Genomic DNA, 16,217 nt, shown 5'->3' with positions numbered 1-16,217 from the left:
CGCCGTCGGGTACGGGGGAGCGGTCGCCAGCGTGGACGCCGACGCCAGCGCGGCCGGGATCGAGGTGCTGCGGCACGGCGGGAACGCGGTGGACGCCGCGGTGGCCACCGCCGCCGCGCTCGGCGTCACCGAGCCGTACTCCTCGGGCATCGGCGGAGGCGGCTACCTCGTCTACTACAGCGCCCGGCAGCACAAGGTCTTCACCATCGACAGCCGGGAGACCGCACCGCGCAGCGCCACCGACCAGCTCTTCGTGGAGAACGGCAATCCGCTCCCGTTCGCCGAGGCGGTCACCAGCGGGCGCGGCGTCGGCGTGCCCGGCACCGCCGCCGCCTGGGCGACCGCGCTCGACGCGTGGGGCTCGCGCTCGCTGAGCGACGTGCTCGCACCCGCCGAGGAGATCGCCCGCGACGGCTTCACCGTGGACGCCACCTTCAACGCCCAGACCGCCGCCAACCAGGCCCGCTTCCAGGACTTCCCGGCCTCCGCCGCGCTCTTCCTGCCCGGCGGGCAGCCCCCGGCCGTCGGCACCACCGTGACCAACCCCGATCTCGCCCGCACTTACCACGAGTTGGGCGCCAAGGGCGTCGGCGCCTTCTACCGCGGCGACATCGGCGCGGACATCGTCAGCACGGTACGCAACCCCCCGGTCGACCCCGCCGCCACCCGTGTGGTGCGCTCCGGTGACCTCACCACGGCGGACCTGGCCGCGTACACCGCGAAGCGCCAGGCACCGACCCACATCACCTACCGGGGCCTGGACGTGTACGGGATCGCGCCGTCCTCCTCCGGCGGCACCACCGTGGCCGAGGCGCTGAACATCCTGGAGCACACCGATCTCACCAGCGCCTCCGAGGTCCAGTACCTGCACCACTACATCGAGGCGAGCCGTATCGCCTTCGCCGACCGGAACCGGTGGGTCGGCGACCCGGCCTTCGAGCAGGTGCCGACCGCGGGGCTGACCGCCAAGGAGTACGCGGCGTCACGGGCCTGCCTGATCAAGGACGACGCGGTCCTGACCAGCCCGCTCGCGCCGGGTGACCCCGCCCGTCCGGCGGCGTGCGACAGCACCGGGACGGCCGCGCCCGACACGTACGAGGGCGACAACACCACGCACCTGACGGTCGCCGACAAGTGGGGCAACGTCGTCGCGTACACGCTGACCATCGAGCAGACCGGCGGCAGTGCGATCACCGTGCCGGGGCGCGGGTTCCTGCTCAACAACGAGCTGACCGACTTCTCGTTCGTGCCCGCCAACCCGGCCGTCCACGACCCGAACCTGCCCGGGCCGGGCAAGCGTCCGCGCTCGTCGATCTCGCCGACCATCGTGCTCAAGGACGGCCGCCCGCAGTTCGCCCTCGGCTCGCCCGGTGGTTCGACCATCATCACCACGGTCCTCCAGGTTCTCACCGAACACGTCGACCGCGGGCTGCCGCTGGTCGACGCGATCGCGGCGCCGCGGGCCAGCCAGCGCAACGGGGCCAACACCGACCTCGAACCGGCGCTGTGGGCCGGCCCGGTGAAGGCCGGTCTGGAGGTGATCGGCCACCACTTCGTGCAGAACCCGGAGATCGGCGCGGCGACCGGCGTCCAGCGGCTGCCCGACGGCCGCTGGCTGGCCGCGGCGGAGACGGTACGGCGGGGCGGCGGCTCGGCGATGGTGGTCCGCCCGGCGCGGTGAGTCGGCGCTCTCGGTCACGCGCCCCCCGTGCCCATGGGCACGGGGGGCGCGTGGTTTCGGGAAGACGCGGCGGGCACTTTCATGCCTGCACCAGCCTGCGCAGCAGGGGGATCGCGGCGGTGAGGGTGTCGCGTTCCGCAGGGGTGAGCTCGGCGTCGATCGCGTCGGCGAGCCAGCCGCGGCGGGACCGGGGGGCGGTGTCGCGCAGGCAGGTGCCGGCGTCGGTGAGGGAGAAGACGACCTGGCGACCGTCGGTGGGGTGCGGGGCGCGGGCGATCAGACCGCGTTCCTCCAGCGCGGCCAGCGTCATCCGCATGGACTGGGGCCGGACGAGCTCTGCTCGGGCCAGGGCCGCCGTGCTGGCCGGGCCCTCCCCGCCGAGACGGCCGAGTACGGAGACCTGGGACGGGGTGAGCGCCCCCTCGGAAGAGGCCGCGCGCAGACGGCGGGAGAGCTGCCCGATCACCGTGGCCAACTCGTCCGCGGGGCGCCCTCGCTCCTCGTCCGTCACGGCTTTCACCCTATGAACTCGGCAGGCAGACTTGCAAGTCTGCCTGCCGAAACCGTCGGGAGATGCAAATCCCTCGTAGCAGCTCCGTAACGCGGCGGGTGTGCAATGCCGGACGGAGTGGGAGAAGCGACGGTCGAGGAAGTGCCGAGGATGTGGTGAGAACGGAACTGGCCCGGGCGACGACGGACTTCACACATTACTTCCGATCGCTGGTCATGGCACTCGGGGAGCGGCCGGGCTGGTACGGCGTGTTCGCCGAGCGCGAACCGGTCGCCGCCCAGGCCTACCAGAATGGTATGGACATCCCCCCGTGGGACGTCGTACGGGCGGCGCTGCACGATCTCGCCGCGGGGCGGGGCGTGACCGTGGACGACGGGGAGGTCGCCCGGGTCCAGGCCCTGCACCGGGCGGCGACCGCCGCGTGGGACGCCGCCCCCGGCGCCGAGCACGCCCTGCGGGCCCGCCTCGACGCAGCCCTGCGCGCCCGCGATCTCGCGGTCCTGCACGAACGCGAGGTCATGCGCGCCTATGACCACGCGGCGGCGAGCGCACCCGTCCCGGCCGACGCCCGCCTCGCCAACGTCCTCGCCTGGGCCCGCGACGACCGCGAACGCGCGGTGGCCCGCTGCGCCGAGCTCCACGCCCGCCTGGCCGCCCTGACCTCCGGGTCCGTCCGGCCCCGGGAAGGCGGTCCGCCGGTAACCGAGCCCGTGCGCGCCGAGCGGCCGTGGGGCGGCGCCGGCGATCCGGCCGCACCGGGAAACGAGCCGCGACCGGCGCAGGACGGCGGACCGGCTCCTTCCGAGCCTGTCCGCGCCGAGCGGCCCCGACGCGGCGCCGGCGATCCGGCCGTGCCCGCGCACGACCCGTCCCCGGACGGCCGATCCGACCAGCCCGCTCCCGGAAGGGCCGCCTCATGGGGCGCCCGGGGCGGAAAGGGTAGGGGCGGCGCGCGCCCCCGCGGCGCGCGGTTCGCCGGGGCGTACGACGACGCGGACGAGGCGCCCCTACCGCCCGTGACCCCGGCCGAACCGGGGCCCGGGCCTTCCCCGCGCGGTGCGCGGTTCGCCGGGGCGCAGGCCCGCTCCCGGGGCGCCCGTTTCGCCGGTGCCCCCGAGGCCGCGGAGCCGGTCCTGCCCGCCGTACCCGCGGCCGAGACCGTCGAAGCCTCCCCGCGCGGTGCGCGGTTCGCCGGGGCGCAGGCCGTGGAAGCCCCGCCGCCCCGGCCCCGCTTCACCGACCCCCGGTGGACCGCCGAGGCCCGCGCGGAGGCGGCCCGGCTCGGCGAGCTGCGGCGGGCCGGGCAGACCGGAGCCGCGTACGTCGTGCTGTGCGAGGCCGCCGAGGGCCCGCCCGACCGGCTGCCGTACCTCGTCAGGGAGCTGGAGCTGACCGGGCTCGCCGCCGACGTCGCCACGCTGCTGTGGGAGACCGCCGCGCTGCCCCCGGCCTCGCTGGCCGCCGCGGCCGGGGCGCTCGCCGCCGAGGACCGCGCGGCGGAGTGCCGTACGCTGCTGCACCAGGCCGCCGCCCGCCCGGCCAACGACATCGCGGAGGTCGCGGACGTGCTGACCGCCGCCGGCCGCCGCGCCGAGGCCGGCGAGCTGCTGGCGACCGTGGTCCGCGCCCGCCCCGCCGAGGACGCCGCCGAGGTCGTCCGGGTCCGCCCCGCCCTCGCCGGACCCCTGGTCGCCGCGGCCGAGCGGGTCTCCAAGTCCCGCCGTCGCGACATCGTGGTCGCGCTGCGCCGCGCGGGTCAGTCCTCAGCATGAGCAGCGGGTATCGGGTGGACATGTCCGCACCGCGGCCGGGACACGGGAACACCTCAGGCCCCGGCCCGGACCACCCCGGCCGGCGAGGCCGGACAACCGGCCGAACCGTCCGCCGTACCGCCCGGCCCGCCCCGGGCGATCCCGCCGAACGGGTCTCCGTCGCCGGAAATCCACGGAAATGCAATCGTCTTCGCCCGGTAACGGCCGTGGTCTTGCCACAGTGGGCCATGCGCTTCTACGTTCGTCCCCACGACGGGATCTACGTGCGTAGAACCGGCGTGACATCACGTCAGAGGAGCCGCTCATGAGCAATGTCGTGCGTGCCGCGCTGGTCCAGGCCACCTGGACCGGAGACACGGAGTCGATGATCGCCAAGCACGAGGAGCACGCCCGCGCCGCCGCCGCGCAGGGTGCCCAGGTGATCGGCTTCCAGGAGGTGTTCAACGCGCCCTACTTCTGCCAGGTCCAGGAGGCCGAGCACTACCGGTGGGCCGAGCCCGTACCCGACGGCCCGACCGTCCAGCGGATGCAGGCCCTGGCGCGCGAGACCGGCATGGTGATGGTCGTACCGGTGTTCGAGATCGAACAGTCCGGTTTCTATTACAACACCGCCGCTGTGATCGACGCCGACGGTTCGTTCCTCGGCAAGTACCGCAAGCACCACATCCCGCAGGTCCAGGGCTTCTGGGAGAAGTACTACTTCAAGCCCGGCAACCTCGGCTGGCCGGTCTTCGACACCGCGGTCGGCAAGGTCGGCGTGTACATCTGCTACGACCGGCACTTCCCGGAGGGCTGGCGCGCCCTGGGCCTGGCCGGCGCGCAGCTGGTCTACAACCCGTCGGCCACCAGCCGGGGCCTGTCCGGGTACCTGTGGCAGCTGGAACAGCCCGCCGCCGCCGTCGCCAACGAGTACTTCATCGCCGCCATCAACCGGGTCGGCCAGGAGCCCTACGGCGACAACGACTTCTACGGCACCAGCTACTTCGTCGACCCGCGCGGCCAGTTCGTGGGCGGCACCGCCTCCGACACCAAGGAGGAACTGCTCGTCCGCGACCTCGACTTCGGCCTGATCGACGAGGTCCGGCAGACCTGGGCGTTCTACCGGGACCGCCGGCCGGACGCGTACGGCGACCTGACGGGAGCCTGAGCCGATGGCCACTGTGACCGAGAACCCGCACGCCGCCCTCTTCGCCCGGCACCGCGCCGTGCTGCCCGACTGGCTCGCCACGTACTACGCCCGCCCGATCGAGCTCACGCACGGCGAGGGCCGCCACGTCTGGGACGCCGAGGGCCGCCGCTACCTGGACTTCTTCGGCGGCATCCTCACCACGATGACCGCGCACGCGCTGCCCGAGGTCACCGCCGCCGTCGCCGAGCAGGCCGGGAAGATCCTGCACAGCTCGACGCTCTACCTCAGCAGCCAGGCCGTGGAGCTGGCCGAGCGCATCGCCGTGCTGTCCGGCATCCCCGACGCCCGGGTCTTCTTCACCACCTCCGGCACCGAGGCCAACGACACCGCGCTGCTGCTGGCCACCACCTACCGCCGCTCCAACCAGATCCTGGCGCTGCGCAACAGCTACCACGGCCGCTCCTTCACCTCGATCGGCGTCACCGGCAACACCGCCTGGTCCCCGACCAGCCTCTCCCCGCTGCAGACGCTGTACGTGCACGGCGGCGTGCGCACCCGCGGACCGTACGCGCACCTGTCGGACGCCGAGTTCACCGCCGCGTGCGTCGCCGACCTGGAAGACCTGCTCGGCCAGGTGGGCGGCGATGTCGCCGCGCTGATCGCCGAGCCGGTCCAGGGCGTCGGCGGCTTCACCTCCGGGCCCGACGGGCTGCTCGCCGCGTTCAAGGAGGTGCTGGACCGGCACGGCATCCTCTGGATCACCGACGAGGTGCAGACCGGCTGGGGCCGCACCGGCGACCACTTCTGGGGCTGGCAGGCGCACGGCAGGTCCGGGCCGCCGGACATCCTCACCTTCGCCAAGGGCGTCGGCAACGGCCTGTCGATGGGCGGTGTGGTGGCCCGCGCCGAGGTGATGAACTGCCTCACCGCGAACTCCATCTCCACCTTCGGCGGCAGCCCGGTCACCACGGCCGGCGCGCTGGCCAACCTCGGCTACCTCATCGACCACGACCTCCAGGGCAACGCCCGCCGCGTCGGCGGCCTGCTCAAGTCCCGGCTGGCCGCCATCGCGGCCGGACTCAGCGTGGTCCGCGAGGTCCGCGGGCGCGGCCTGATGCTCGGCGTGGAACTCGTCGAACCCGGCACCGACACGCCGTCCGCGACCGCCGCCGGCCTGGTCCTGGAGGCCGCCCGCGAGCACGGCCTGCTGATCGGCAAGGGCGGCAGGGCCGGCAACGCGCTGCGCATCGCGCCGCCGCTGTCGCTGACCGTCGCCGAGGCGGAGGAAGGCGCGCAGGCCCTCGAAGCGGCCCTGAAACACGCACAGACCACGCTCGAAAGAGAGACTCCCGCATGAGCACCCGTACCATCGTCCGCGGCGGCCTCGTCATCACCGCCGCCGACGAGATCCACGCCGACGTCCTCATCGAGGGCGGCCGGATCGCCGCGCTGGCCGCTCACGACAGCGACGCCGCGGCCGGCTGGACCGCGGACACCGTCATCGACGCCACCGGCAAGTACGTCATCCCCGGTGGCGTGGACGCGCACACGCACATGGAGCTGCCGTTCGGCGGCACGTTCGCCTCCGACACCTTCGAGACCGGCACCCGGGCCGCCGCCTGGGGCGGCACCACCACCATCGTGGACTTCGCGGTACAGAGCGTCGGCGAGTCGCTGCGCGCCGGACTCGACGCCTGGCACGCCAAGGCCGACGCGCAGTGCGCCATCGACTACGCGTTCCACATGATCGTCTCCGACGTCACCGACCACTCGCTCAAAGAGATGGACATCCTCGTCGAGGAGGGCGTCACCAGCTTCAAGCTCTTCATGGCCTACCCCGGCGTCTTCTACAGCGACGACGGCAAGATCCTGCGAGCCATGCAGCGTGCCTCGGGCAACGGCGGGCTGATCATGATGCACGCCGAGAACGGCATCGCCATCGACGTCCTGGTCCAGCAGGCGCTCGCCGCCGGGAAGACCGACCCCCGCTACCACGGCGAGGTTCGGCACGCCCTGCTGGAGGCCGAGGCCACCCACCGCGCGATCCAGCTCGCCCGGGTGGCCGGCGCCCCGCTGTACGTGGTGCACGTCTCCGCCGAGCAGGCCGTGGCCGAACTGGCCGCCGCCCGCGACATGGGCCTGCCCGTCTTCGGCGAGACCTGTCCGCAGTACCTCTTCCTGTCCACCGACAACCTCGCCGAGCCGGACTTCGAGGGCGCCAAGTACGTGTGCAGTACGCCGCTGCGTCCCGTCGAGCACCAGGCCGCGCTGTGGCGGGGCCTGCGCACCAACGACCTCCAGGTGGTCTCCACCGACCACTGCCCGTTCTGCTTCGTGGGGCAGAAGGAGCTCGGCCGCGGCGACTTCTCCAGGATCCCCAACGGTCTGCCCGGCGTGGAGAACCGGATGGACCTGCTCCACCAGGCCGTGGTCGACGGCCGCATCTCCCGCCGCCGCTGGATCGAGATCGCCTGCGCCACCCCGGCCCGGATGTTCGGCCTCTACCCCCGCAAGGGCACCCTCGCCCCCGGCGCCGACGCCGACGTGGTGATCTACGACCCGCACGCCGAGCAGGTCGTCTCCGCCGAGACGCACCACATGAACGTCGACTACAGCGCGTACGAGGGCAAGCGGATCACCGGCCGGGTGGAGACCGTGCTGTCCCGCGGCGTCCCGGTGATCGACGACCGGACGTACGTGGGACGCGCCGGACACGGCCAGTACACCCCGCGCGGCATCTGCAGTTACGTCGACTGATCCCGCTGAACCCGCTGATCCGCTGATCCCGTAAGGAGTGGCGCCATGGACTTCGGCCTCGTACTGCAGACCGACCCGCCCGCCTCGAAGGTCGTCGGCCTGATGCGCCGTGCCGAGCGCAACGGCTTCACCCACGGCTGGACCTTCGACTCCGCCGTGCTGTGGCAGGAACCGTTCGTCATCCACAGCCGCATCCTGGAGCACACCGACAAGCTCACCGTCGGCACCATGGTCACCAACCCCGGCACCCGCACCTGGGAGGTGACCGCCTCCACCTTCGCCACCCTCAACTCGATGTACGGCAACCGCACGATCTGCGGTATCGGCCGCGGCGACTCGGCGATGCGGGTGGCGGGCCGCAAGCCCAACACCCTGGCCCGGCTGGGCGAGGCGATGACTGTCATCCGCGACCTCGCCGAGGGCCGCGAGGCCCTGGTGGACGGCACCGCGGTGCGGCTGCCCTGGGTGCCCGAGGGCGAGGGCAGGCTGCCGGTCTGGATGGCCGCCTACGGTCCCAAGGCCCTGGCGCTGGTCGGCGAGAAGGCGGACGGCTTCATCCTCCAGCTCGCCGACCTCTACCTCACCGAGTGGATGGTCAAGGCGGTACGGGACGCCGCCGAGAAGGCCGGCCGCGACCCGGCGGCCGTCACCGTCTGCGTGGCCGCGCCCGCGTACGTCACCGCCGACGACTCCCCGGAGGCGCTCGCCCACGCCCGCGAACAGTGCCGCTGGTTCGGCGGCATGGTCGGCAACCACGTCGCCGACCTCGTCGGCCGGTACGGGGAGCACTCCGCGATGGTCCCCGACGAGCTGACCGCGTACATCAAGCAGCGGCAGGGGTACGACTACTCGCACCACGGCCGCAGCGGAAACCCCGACACCGCCTTCGTCCCCGACGACATCGTGGACCGCTTCTGCCTGATCGGCCCGCCCCAGGCCCATCTGGCCAAACTGTCGGCGCTGCGCGACCTGGGCGTCGACCATTTCGCGATCTACGACATGCACGACGCCCAGGAGTCGACCATCGACGCCTACGGCGAACACATCATCCCCGCTCTGAGATGACCGCTCTGTGTGTGAACGCACTGTGCTGATCCGAGATGAGGCGTCCCCATGGCCATAGCCGAAAGCGCGGGTGACCGCGTCGAACTGTCCGCCGACGCGGGCCCGCCCAGCGGCCCCTACGCCAACCCCGACCTGCTGCCCGTACCCGTCGCCAAGCGCACCTGGACGACGTACAACTTCACCGCGCTGTGGATCGGGATGGCGCACAACATCCCGTCCTGGACGCTCGCCTCCGGTCTGGTCGCGCTCGGCATGGACTGGAAGCAGGCGGTGCTCACCATCGCGCTGGCCAACGTCATCGTGCTGGTGCCGATGCTGCTCACCGGGCACGCCGGACCGAAGTACGGCATACCCTTCCCGGTGCTGGCCCGCGCCTCGTTCGGGCTGCGCGGCGCCAACCTGCCCGCGCTGGTGCGGGCGGCGGTGGCCTGCTGCTGGTTCGGCATCCAGACCTGGATCGGCGGCCAGGGCATCTTCGTGCTGCTCGACCGGGTGGTCGGCGGCGACTGGGCCGCCGCCCGGCAGATCGGCGGCTACCCCTGGCCGCTGTGGCTGTGCTTCGTGCTGTTCTGGGTTCTCGAACTGGCCATCATCGCCCGGGGCATGGACACCCTGCGGCGGTTCGAGAACTGGGCCGCGCCCTTCGTCCTGGTCGGCGCGGTGGTGCTGCTGATCTGGATATCGGTCAAGGCGGGCGGTCTGGGCCCGCTGCTCGACCAGCCCTCGCAGCTCGGCTGGGGCCACGACTTCTGGAAGGTCTTCTTCCCCTCCCTGATGGGCATGATCGGCTTCTGGTCGACCCTCTCGCTGAACATCCCCGACTTCACCCGCTTCGGCGCCGGCCAGCGCGCCCAGGCCTGGGGCCAGTCGCTGGGCCTGCCCACCACGATGACCGCGTTCGCCCTGCTGTCGGTGCTGGTCACCTCCGGCGCCCAGGCCGTCTACGGCACCAAGGACGCCACCTTGTGGGACCCGGTCGCGCTCACCGCCAAGAGCGGCAACGAAATCGGCCTGCTCTACGCGCTGCTGACGGTCCTGGTCGCCACCGTCTCGGTCAACATCGCGGCCAACGTGGTCTCCCCGGCCTACGACCTGTCCCACCTCGCCCCGAAACTGGTGAACTTCCGCACCGGCGCGCTCATCACCGGCGTGGTCGGTGTGATCATCTTCCCGTGGAAGCTGATCTCCACCCCCGAGCTGTACATCTTCACCTGGCTCGGTGTGGTCGGCGGCGTGCTCGGCACGGTGGCCGGCGTGCTGATCGCCGACTACTGGATCGTCCGCCGTACCGTCCTGCACCTGGACGAGTTGTACGACCCGCGCGGCCGCTACTGGTACGCGGGCGGCTGGAACTGGCGGGCCGTCGTCGCCTTCGCCGTCGGCGGCGTGCTCGCGATCGGCGGCTCCTACTCCGCCCCCGGAGCCGGTCCGTTCCCCGAGGACGGCATGATCCCGTTCCTCGAACCGCTGGCCGACTACGGGTGGGCGGTCGGTCTGACGTCCTCACTGGTGCTCTACGTGGCGCTGATGCGCACTGCCCGGCCGCGGACCGCCGCGGTCTGATTGGATGGCCGCATGGGCAACGAGGTCGGTGCGGTCACCAGTCGGGAGGCGGGTGCGGACGGCGTCGGCGAGGCGCTGCTCGCGGCCGTCGAGAACACGGTCAAAGCGGTCGTCGCGACCGAGGTGATCCCGCGCTGGCGGCAACTGGCCGACGCGGACATCGCCACCAAGAGCGGCCCGTACGACCTGGTGACCACGGCCGACCGCCTGGCCGAGGAACGCCTCACCGAGCAGCTCACCGCTCTCCTTCCCGGCTCCGTCGTCGTCGGGGAGGAGGCGGTGAGCGCGGACCCGGCCGTGCTGGACCGGCTGCGCGGCGCCGCGCCGGTGTGGGTGGTGGACCCGGTGGACGGCACCGCCGCCTTCGTCCGCGGCCAGGACACCTTCGCCACCCTGGTCGCCCTGGTCGTCGACGGCGAACCCGTCGCCTCCTGGACCTACGCGCCCCGACTCGGCCTGTTCGCCACCGCCCGGCGCGGCCACGGCGCGTACCTCGGCGGCGAGCGGCTGCGGACCGCGGACGCCGGCCGGCCACTGCGGCTGTGGACCTCCAACCCGGTCTTCCGGACCGCACGCGAACGCGAGATGCTGGCCGGCCTCGAGGCCGGCGGCGTCGAGTGCCTCCCCTGCTGCTGCGCCGGCCTGGCCTACCTCGAGGTGGCGCGCGGGGAGACGGACGGGGTGGCGTTCTTCTGGGAGTCGCCCTGGGACCACGCCGCCGGGCTGCTGCTCGTCGCCGAGGCCGGGGGCGCGAGCCGCACCGCCTCCGGAGTGCCCTTCCGCGTCCCCGGCTCCAACGCGCTGCCGTTCACGGTCGCCCGTGACGCGGCCACCGCCCGCCGCGTCGTGCAGCTGATGACAGGCGGACCGGGGGAGGAGAAGGGGTGAGCCGGGCCGTGGTGGCCGACGCGGTCGTCGTCGGCGCCGGCCCCAACGGGCTGACCGCCGCGGTCGAACTCGCCCGCGCCGGGCTCTCGGTCCAGCTCTACGAGGCCGCGGACGCGGTCGGCGGCGGTGCCCGTACCGAGGAACTGACGCTGCCCGGGTTCCTCCACGACACCTGCTCGGCCGTGCACCCCTTCGGCGTCGGCTCGCCCGCCTTCCGCGCGCTGCCGCTGGCCGGACACGGCCTGGAATGGCTGCACCCCGAGGTGCCGATGGCGCACCCCTTTCCGGACGGCACCGCCGTGGTGCTCGGCCGCACGGTGGGGGAGACCGCGGCCTCCCTCGGTCCGCGTGACGCCGGCACCTACCGGCGGCTGCTCGCCCCGTACGCCGGCCGCTGGGACACCGTCGCCGCCGACTTCTTCCGCCCGCCGTGGGCCGGGCTGCCCAGCGACCCCTACCGCTTCCTCCGGTTCGGGCTCACCGGGACGCCGCCGGCCGCCGTGCTGTCGTACCGCTTCCGCGACCCCAGGGCGCGCGCGCTGATCGCCGGGCTCGCCGGGCACGCGATGTCCAAGCTGACCCAACCGTTCACCGGCGCGATGGCGCTGATGTTCGCGCTCGCCGCGCACGAGCGGGGCTGGCCGGTCGCGCGCGGCGGCTCCCAGGCGATCTCCGACGCGCTCGCCGGTCACCTCACCGAACTCGGCGGGGTCGTCCGCACCGGCGTCACCGTACGCAAGCTGGACGAACTGCCGCCCGCGCGGGCGTACGTCTTCGACACCTCACCGACCGCGCTCGCCCGGATCGCCGCGCTCGGCGACGTCTACCGCGGCTACCGGTACGGGCCCGCCGCCTTCAAGATCGACTACGCGCTGGACGGCCCGGTGCCGTGGACCGCGCCGGACGCGCGGCGCGCCGGAACCGTGCACCTCGGGCCCACCTCCACCGAGATCGGCGACGCCCTCGGCCGCGCGGTCACCGGCCGCCCGCCGCGGACGCCGTTCCTCATCACCGCGCAGCCCACTGTCGTGGACCCCTCCCGGGCCCCGGCCGGCAAACACGTCTTCTGGGCCTACGCCCACGTCCCGCACGCCTGGCGCGGCGACGCGACCGAGGCGATCGAGCGGCAGATCGAACGGTTCGCCCCCGGCTTCCGCGATCTCGTCCTGGCCCGCGCCGTCAGCGGCCCCGCCGACCTCGCCGCCCGCAACCCGAACTACGTCGGCGGCGACATCGCCTGCGGCGCCTTCGCCGGCCTCCAGACCCTCCTCCGCCCCCGCCTCGCCGCGATCCCCTACGCCACCCCCCGCCCCGGCGTCTTCCTCTGCTCCTCCGCCACCCCACCCGGCCCCGGTGTCCACGGTATGAGCGGCCACCACGCGGCCCGAGCGGTACTGCGGTATGTGAGCGCCCTGTAGGGGCGCGGGGAACCGCGCGACCGGCCACGGCGGTGGCGCACCCCGCGGCGGACCCGGAGGCGTACCGCCGCTCACCCCTCCGCGAGCGCGGCCAGCAGGGCCGGAAGAGCCGTACCGATCGGTTCCCGGACGAGCTCCGCGGCCAGCGCGTCGTACGGCGTCGGGTCCGCGTTGACGATGACGAGGCGGGCGCCGTGCTCCGCGGCCAGCCCCACCAGAGAGGCGGCCGGCTGGACCTGGAGGCTCGTGCCGACCGCGATGAAGACGTCGCAGCCCTTGGTGATCGCCACGGCGTCCGCCAGGACCGCCGGGTCGAGCCGCTGCCCGAACATCACGGTCGCCGACTTGAGGATTCCGCCGCACGCGCGGCACGCGGGGTCCTCCTCGCCGGCCACCACCCGCTCCAGTTCCTCGGCCATCGGGGTGCGCGCGCCGCACTCCGTACAGACCGCGGTCCGTGCGGTGCCGTGCAGTTCGAGCACTTTGCGCGGGGTGAGCCCGGCGATCTGGTGCAGCCCGTCCACGTTCTGTGTGATCACCCGCAGCGGCACCCCGGCCCGTTCCAGCCGCACGATCGCGTGGTGCGCCGCGTTCGGCTCGGCCCGCCACGTCGTGCTGTCCCGCCGCATCCGCCACGCCCGGCGGCGGATCTCCGGGTCGGACATGTAGGCGTCGTACGTGACCAGCTTCTCCGCCTGCGGGTCGCGGCGCCACAGCCCGTTGGGTCCGCGGTAGTCCGGGATACCCGAGTCCGTGGAGATGCCGGCGCCGCTCAGCAGCGCCACCAGAGGCTTACGGGTGCTCATGCGCCGAGGGTAGGCCGGGCGCCGGTGCGGGGGCGAGCACGTTTCGGCCGACGACGTCCGGTACTGTGCCGTGCCGCGCCCACGGCCGGCCCCGCGGGGTGGTCCCGCGGGGCCCGGTCAGGTCGGTGGTGCCGCCGGAGCGTCAGGCGGCCGGGCCGGGGGCGCCGTAGCCCGGCGCCGCGAACTGGACCTCGGAGAGCGCCTTCTTCGTGATGACCTTCGAGAAGTACCCGGCACCGAAGCAGATGCACAGCAGGACGTACCAGAAACTCTCGGCACCCGTCATCGTCACGAGCCCGTACTCGCTGAGGGCCTTCTTCGCCGGGACCTTCGAGAGGTACGCGGCGCCGAAGTTGATGCAGCCGAGGATGTACCAGAAGCGCTCCCACGACGTGGTGGTGCCGCTGCCGAGAACCTGCTGAGCCATGGTGCGTGTGCCTTTCGGTTGTTCGAAGAGCTTCGGATTTCAGGGGTTTCCGGGCAGCCCGCACCGTCGGACACGCGGCCGTGGGGTCACGCGGCGGGGGAGGGCTGCGAAAGACGCGGTGGAAACCGCCGGGCGTCCTGCCTCCACACGGGGCGGGCGCCCCCGGAAGCATAGGGGCAACCGATGTGATGTGTCGCCGTCAACCGGCGATCCCCGCGGAAGTTCCGGCGTGGAGGGGCGGGCCGGACCCGGTGGACCTGTCGGCCGCTGACCCGAGGGGCCTCAGCTCTCCGCCGCGTCCGCCGCCGGGTCTGCCGCCGCGTCCGCTGCCGGGTCCGCCGGGTGGCCGTTGACCAGTTCGGCGGGGCCGGTGCCGGCGAGGAGGACGGCGAGGCCGGCGTGGACGCGGCGGGTGGCGCCCGCGGTGAGGTACTGGCCGATCTCGTCGGCCGGAACCAGACGCCAGGAGTCGAGCTCCTCCTCCTGGAGCCTGATCGCCCCGAGCTGCTGTTCGGTGAGCACCCCGCCGTCGTACAGGTAGCTGGCCAGCGCCGGCCGGCCGGGGCCGGTCACCCAGTCGACGGCGATCAGCGCGCCCGGCGCGATGTCCAGGCCGATCTCCTCCGCGGTCTCCCGGCGCGCCGCCAGCCGGGGAGTCTCGCCGAGGTCGGACTCGATGGTGCCGCCGGGCATGGTCCAGGTGCCGTCGTCGCGGTAGTTGGGCTCCACCAGCAGGATGCGGCCGTCAGCCGAGCGGAAGAGGGTGTTGGCTCCTGCGATGATCTTGGGGAGACCGGCAATGTACGCGGCGAAGTCGATGCTCATACGGTCAACCTACGGGGCCGGGCCTGGCCGTGCTTCCCTGATCGCGCGGTGACGCACCGCGCGGGGGACGGGCGCGCGGGCCGGGCCGGAGATAGGGTTCCGAGCGGCACCACGTTGCCCTCTGTGCATTCCCCTGTACGCATTCTCGGCGGGAGTCCCACGTGTCCCACCCGGCGCATCCCTCAACGGCACGCGTGCTGATCGCCGCCGACAAGTTCAAGGGCTCACTCACGGCGGTACAGGTGGCCGTGCATGTGACGGCCGGCCTGCGCAAGGCGGTGCCCGGGGTGGCGGTCGAGTCGCTGCCCGTCGCGGACGGCGGGGAGGGCACGGTCGACGCGGCCGTCGCGAGCGGGTTCGAGCGCCGTGCGGTACGGGTCACCGGGCCGCTCGGCGAGCCGGTCGAGGCGGCGTACGCGCTGCGGCAGGGTACCGCCGTGGTGGAGATGGCCGAGGCGTCCGGGCTGCGACATCTGCCGCCGGGGGTCCTGGCCCCGCTCACCGCGACGACCTACGGCACCGGGGAACTGCTGCGGGCAGCCCTCGACGCGGGCGTCCGCGAGATCGTCCTCGGGGTCGGCGGCAGTGCCACCAGCGACGGCGGCGCCGGAATGCTCTCCGCACTCGGCGCGCGGCTGCTGGACGCGGACGGCGTGCCCGTCGCGCCGGGCGGCGCCGCCCTGTCCACGCTGGTCACGGCAGACCTCGCCGGACTGGACCCGCGGCTGGCCGGGACCGGGATCGTACTCGCCGGCGACGTCGACAACCCGCTGCTCGGACCGAAGGGTGCGGCGGGGGTGTACGGGCCGCAGAAGGGAGCGTCACCTCAGGAGGTGGCCGCGCTGGACGCCGCGCTCGGGCGGTACGCCGAGGTGCTGGCCGAGGCCGTCGGCGTGTCGGCGGCACGGGCGGCGGGGGCGGCCGGCGCGGGCGCGGCGGGTGGCCTCGGGTACGGGGCGCTGGTCGGGCTCGGGGCCTCCTTCCGGCCCGGCGTCGACGTCCTCCTCGACGTCCTGGGCTTCGCGGACGCCCTCTCCCGCGCCGACCTGGTCATCACGGGCGAGGGCTCCCTCGACGAGCAGACCCTGCACGGCAAGGCACCGCTGGGCGTCGCCCAGGCCGCCCGCGCCCGAGGCCTCGACGTCGTCGCGGTCTGCGGCCGTCTCGCCCTTCCCCCCGCGGCTCTCGGCTCCGCCGGTATCCGCCGCGCCTACGCTCTCACCGAGATCGAACCGGACGTGACTCGCTGTATCGCCGAGGCGGGCCCCCTCCTGGAACGGGTCGCCGAGCATTTGGCGCGCGACTTCCTGCGGTAGCTCGGTCGGCACGGTGCGCCCGGTACCACCGGGCTCCGCCGTCGTGGCCGAACGCGCTG

Annotated in this window: 14 protein-coding genes; 10 read left to right on the top strand and 4 right to left on the bottom strand. The window is 73.4% G+C overall.

The features are described from left to right. Positions 1-1,681, top strand: a 1,681-nt coding sequence (ggt, locus tag VIW71_RS01105; RefSeq protein ID WP_331619883.1) for a gamma-glutamyltransferase, incomplete at its 5' end; no start/stop codon positions are given. A gap of 79 nt (positions 1,682-1,760) precedes the next feature. Here ggt and VIW71_RS01100 read toward each other — a convergent pair. Then, a complete protein-coding gene (locus tag VIW71_RS01100; protein ID WP_331619882.1) occupies positions 1,761-2,192 on the bottom strand; it encodes a MarR family winged helix-turn-helix transcriptional regulator in 432 nt (143 codons plus the stop codon). Positions 2,193-2,407: 215 nt separating this feature from the next. Between VIW71_RS01100 and VIW71_RS01095 the strand changes: the two genes are divergently transcribed. From VIW71_RS01095 to VIW71_RS01060, 8 genes are all read left to right on the top strand, one after another. After that, positions 2,408-3,964, top strand: coding sequence for a hypothetical protein (locus VIW71_RS01095; RefSeq protein ID WP_331619881.1), 1,557 nt, complete (start codon positions 2,408-2,410; stop codon positions 3,962-3,964). 304 nt (positions 3,965-4,268) lie between these two features. Next, the gene (locus tag VIW71_RS01090) at positions 4,269-5,111 is read left to right on the top strand and encodes a nitrilase-related carbon-nitrogen hydrolase (RefSeq protein WP_331619880.1); all 843 of its coding nucleotides are present in this window, start codon (positions 4,269-4,271) and stop codon (positions 5,109-5,111) included. 4 nt (positions 5,112-5,115) lie between these two features. Then, positions 5,116-6,450 carry an aspartate aminotransferase family protein gene (locus VIW71_RS01085; protein ID WP_331619879.1) on the top strand — a complete coding sequence of 445 codons (1,335 nt, stop codon included), beginning with the start codon at positions 5,116-5,118 and terminating at the stop codon, positions 6,448-6,450. Then, positions 6,447-7,850: a dihydropyrimidinase gene (gene hydA, locus VIW71_RS01080; protein WP_331619878.1), complete on the top strand. Its 1,404-nt coding sequence runs from the start codon at positions 6,447-6,449 to the stop codon at positions 7,848-7,850. Before VIW71_RS01085 ends, hydA begins: the two co-directional genes overlap by 4 nt. A gap of 45 nt (positions 7,851-7,895) precedes the next feature. Next, a complete protein-coding gene (locus tag VIW71_RS01075; protein ID WP_331619876.1) occupies positions 7,896-8,915 on the top strand; it encodes a TIGR03842 family LLM class F420-dependent oxidoreductase in 1,020 nt (339 codons plus the stop codon). A gap of 48 nt (positions 8,916-8,963) precedes the next feature. Continuing rightward, positions 8,964-10,478 carry an NCS1 family nucleobase:cation symporter-1 gene (locus VIW71_RS01070; protein ID WP_331619875.1) on the top strand — a complete coding sequence of 505 codons (1,515 nt, stop codon included), beginning with the start codon at positions 8,964-8,966 and terminating at the stop codon, positions 10,476-10,478. Between the two features lie 12 nt (positions 10,479-10,490). Further along, positions 10,491-11,366 (top strand): inositol monophosphatase family protein, encoded by an 876-nt coding sequence (locus VIW71_RS01065; RefSeq protein WP_331619874.1) that lies wholly within the window; start codon positions 10,491-10,493, stop codon positions 11,364-11,366. Then, positions 11,363-12,784 carry a phytoene desaturase family protein gene (locus VIW71_RS01060; protein WP_331619873.1) on the top strand — a complete coding sequence of 474 codons (1,422 nt, stop codon included), beginning with the start codon at positions 11,363-11,365 and terminating at the stop codon, positions 12,782-12,784. The genes VIW71_RS01065 and VIW71_RS01060 overlap by 4 nt, the downstream gene beginning before the upstream one ends. A 71-nt stretch (positions 12,785-12,855) precedes the next feature. On the opposite strand, the gene VIW71_RS01055 is transcribed toward VIW71_RS01060, so the two are convergent. The 3 genes from VIW71_RS01055 to VIW71_RS01045 all read right to left on the bottom strand — a co-directional run bounded on the left by VIW71_RS01055 (position 12,856) and on the right by VIW71_RS01045 (position 14,842). Next, positions 12,856-13,590 carry an SIR2 family NAD-dependent protein deacylase gene (locus VIW71_RS01055; protein ID WP_331619872.1) on the bottom strand — a complete coding sequence of 245 codons (735 nt, stop codon included), beginning with the start codon at positions 13,588-13,590 and terminating at the stop codon, positions 12,856-12,858. Between the two features lie 142 nt (positions 13,591-13,732). Continuing rightward, positions 13,733-14,017: a hypothetical protein gene (locus tag VIW71_RS01050; RefSeq protein ID WP_331619871.1), complete on the bottom strand. Its 285-nt coding sequence runs from the start codon at positions 14,015-14,017 to the stop codon at positions 13,733-13,735. Between the two features lie 282 nt (positions 14,018-14,299). Beyond that, positions 14,300-14,842, bottom strand: coding sequence for an NUDIX hydrolase (locus VIW71_RS01045; RefSeq protein WP_331619870.1), 543 nt, complete (start codon positions 14,840-14,842; stop codon positions 14,300-14,302). A 194-nt stretch (positions 14,843-15,036) separates the two neighbouring features. Between VIW71_RS01045 and VIW71_RS01040 the strand changes: the two genes are divergently transcribed. Then, positions 15,037-16,158, top strand: coding sequence for a glycerate kinase (locus VIW71_RS01040; protein ID WP_331619869.1), 1,122 nt, complete (start codon positions 15,037-15,039; stop codon positions 16,156-16,158). The last annotated feature ends 59 nt before the right edge of the window (positions 16,159-16,217 follow it).

It is taken from the genome of Streptomyces sp. (genome assembly GCF_036524955.1).
In the GTDB taxonomy this organism is placed as follows: Bacteria; Actinomycetota; Actinomycetes; order Streptomycetales; family Streptomycetaceae; genus Actinacidiphila.
This window is presented reverse-complemented; position numbering and strand designations above follow the sequence as displayed.

Coding starts and splice junctions, on each gene's coding strand:
- VIW71_RS01095 (WP_331619881.1), top strand. CDS start 2,408: ATGGCACTCGGGGAGCGGCCGGGCTGGTACGGCGTGTTCGCCGAGCGC.
- VIW71_RS01090 (WP_331619880.1), top strand. CDS start 4,269: ATGAGCAATGTCGTGCGTGCCGCGCTGGTCCAGGCCACCTGGACCGGA.
- VIW71_RS01085 (WP_331619879.1), top strand. CDS start 5,116: ATGGCCACTGTGACCGAGAACCCGCACGCCGCCCTCTTCGCCCGGCAC.
- hydA (WP_331619878.1), top strand. CDS start 6,447: ATGAGCACCCGTACCATCGTCCGCGGCGGCCTCGTCATCACCGCCGCC.
- VIW71_RS01075 (WP_331619876.1), top strand. CDS start 7,896: ATGGACTTCGGCCTCGTACTGCAGACCGACCCGCCCGCCTCGAAGGTC.
- VIW71_RS01070 (WP_331619875.1), top strand. CDS start 8,964: ATGGCCATAGCCGAAAGCGCGGGTGACCGCGTCGAACTGTCCGCCGAC.
- VIW71_RS01065 (WP_331619874.1), top strand. CDS start 10,491: ATGGGCAACGAGGTCGGTGCGGTCACCAGTCGGGAGGCGGGTGCGGAC.
- VIW71_RS01055 (WP_331619872.1), bottom strand. CDS start 13,590: ATGAGCACCCGTAAGCCTCTGGTGGCGCTGCTGAGCGGCGCCGGCATC.
- VIW71_RS01050 (WP_331619871.1), bottom strand. CDS start 14,017: ATGGCTCAGCAGGTTCTCGGCAGCGGCACCACCACGTCGTGGGAGCGC.
- VIW71_RS01045 (WP_331619870.1), bottom strand. CDS start 14,842: ATGAGCATCGACTTCGCCGCGTACATTGCCGGTCTCCCCAAGATCATC.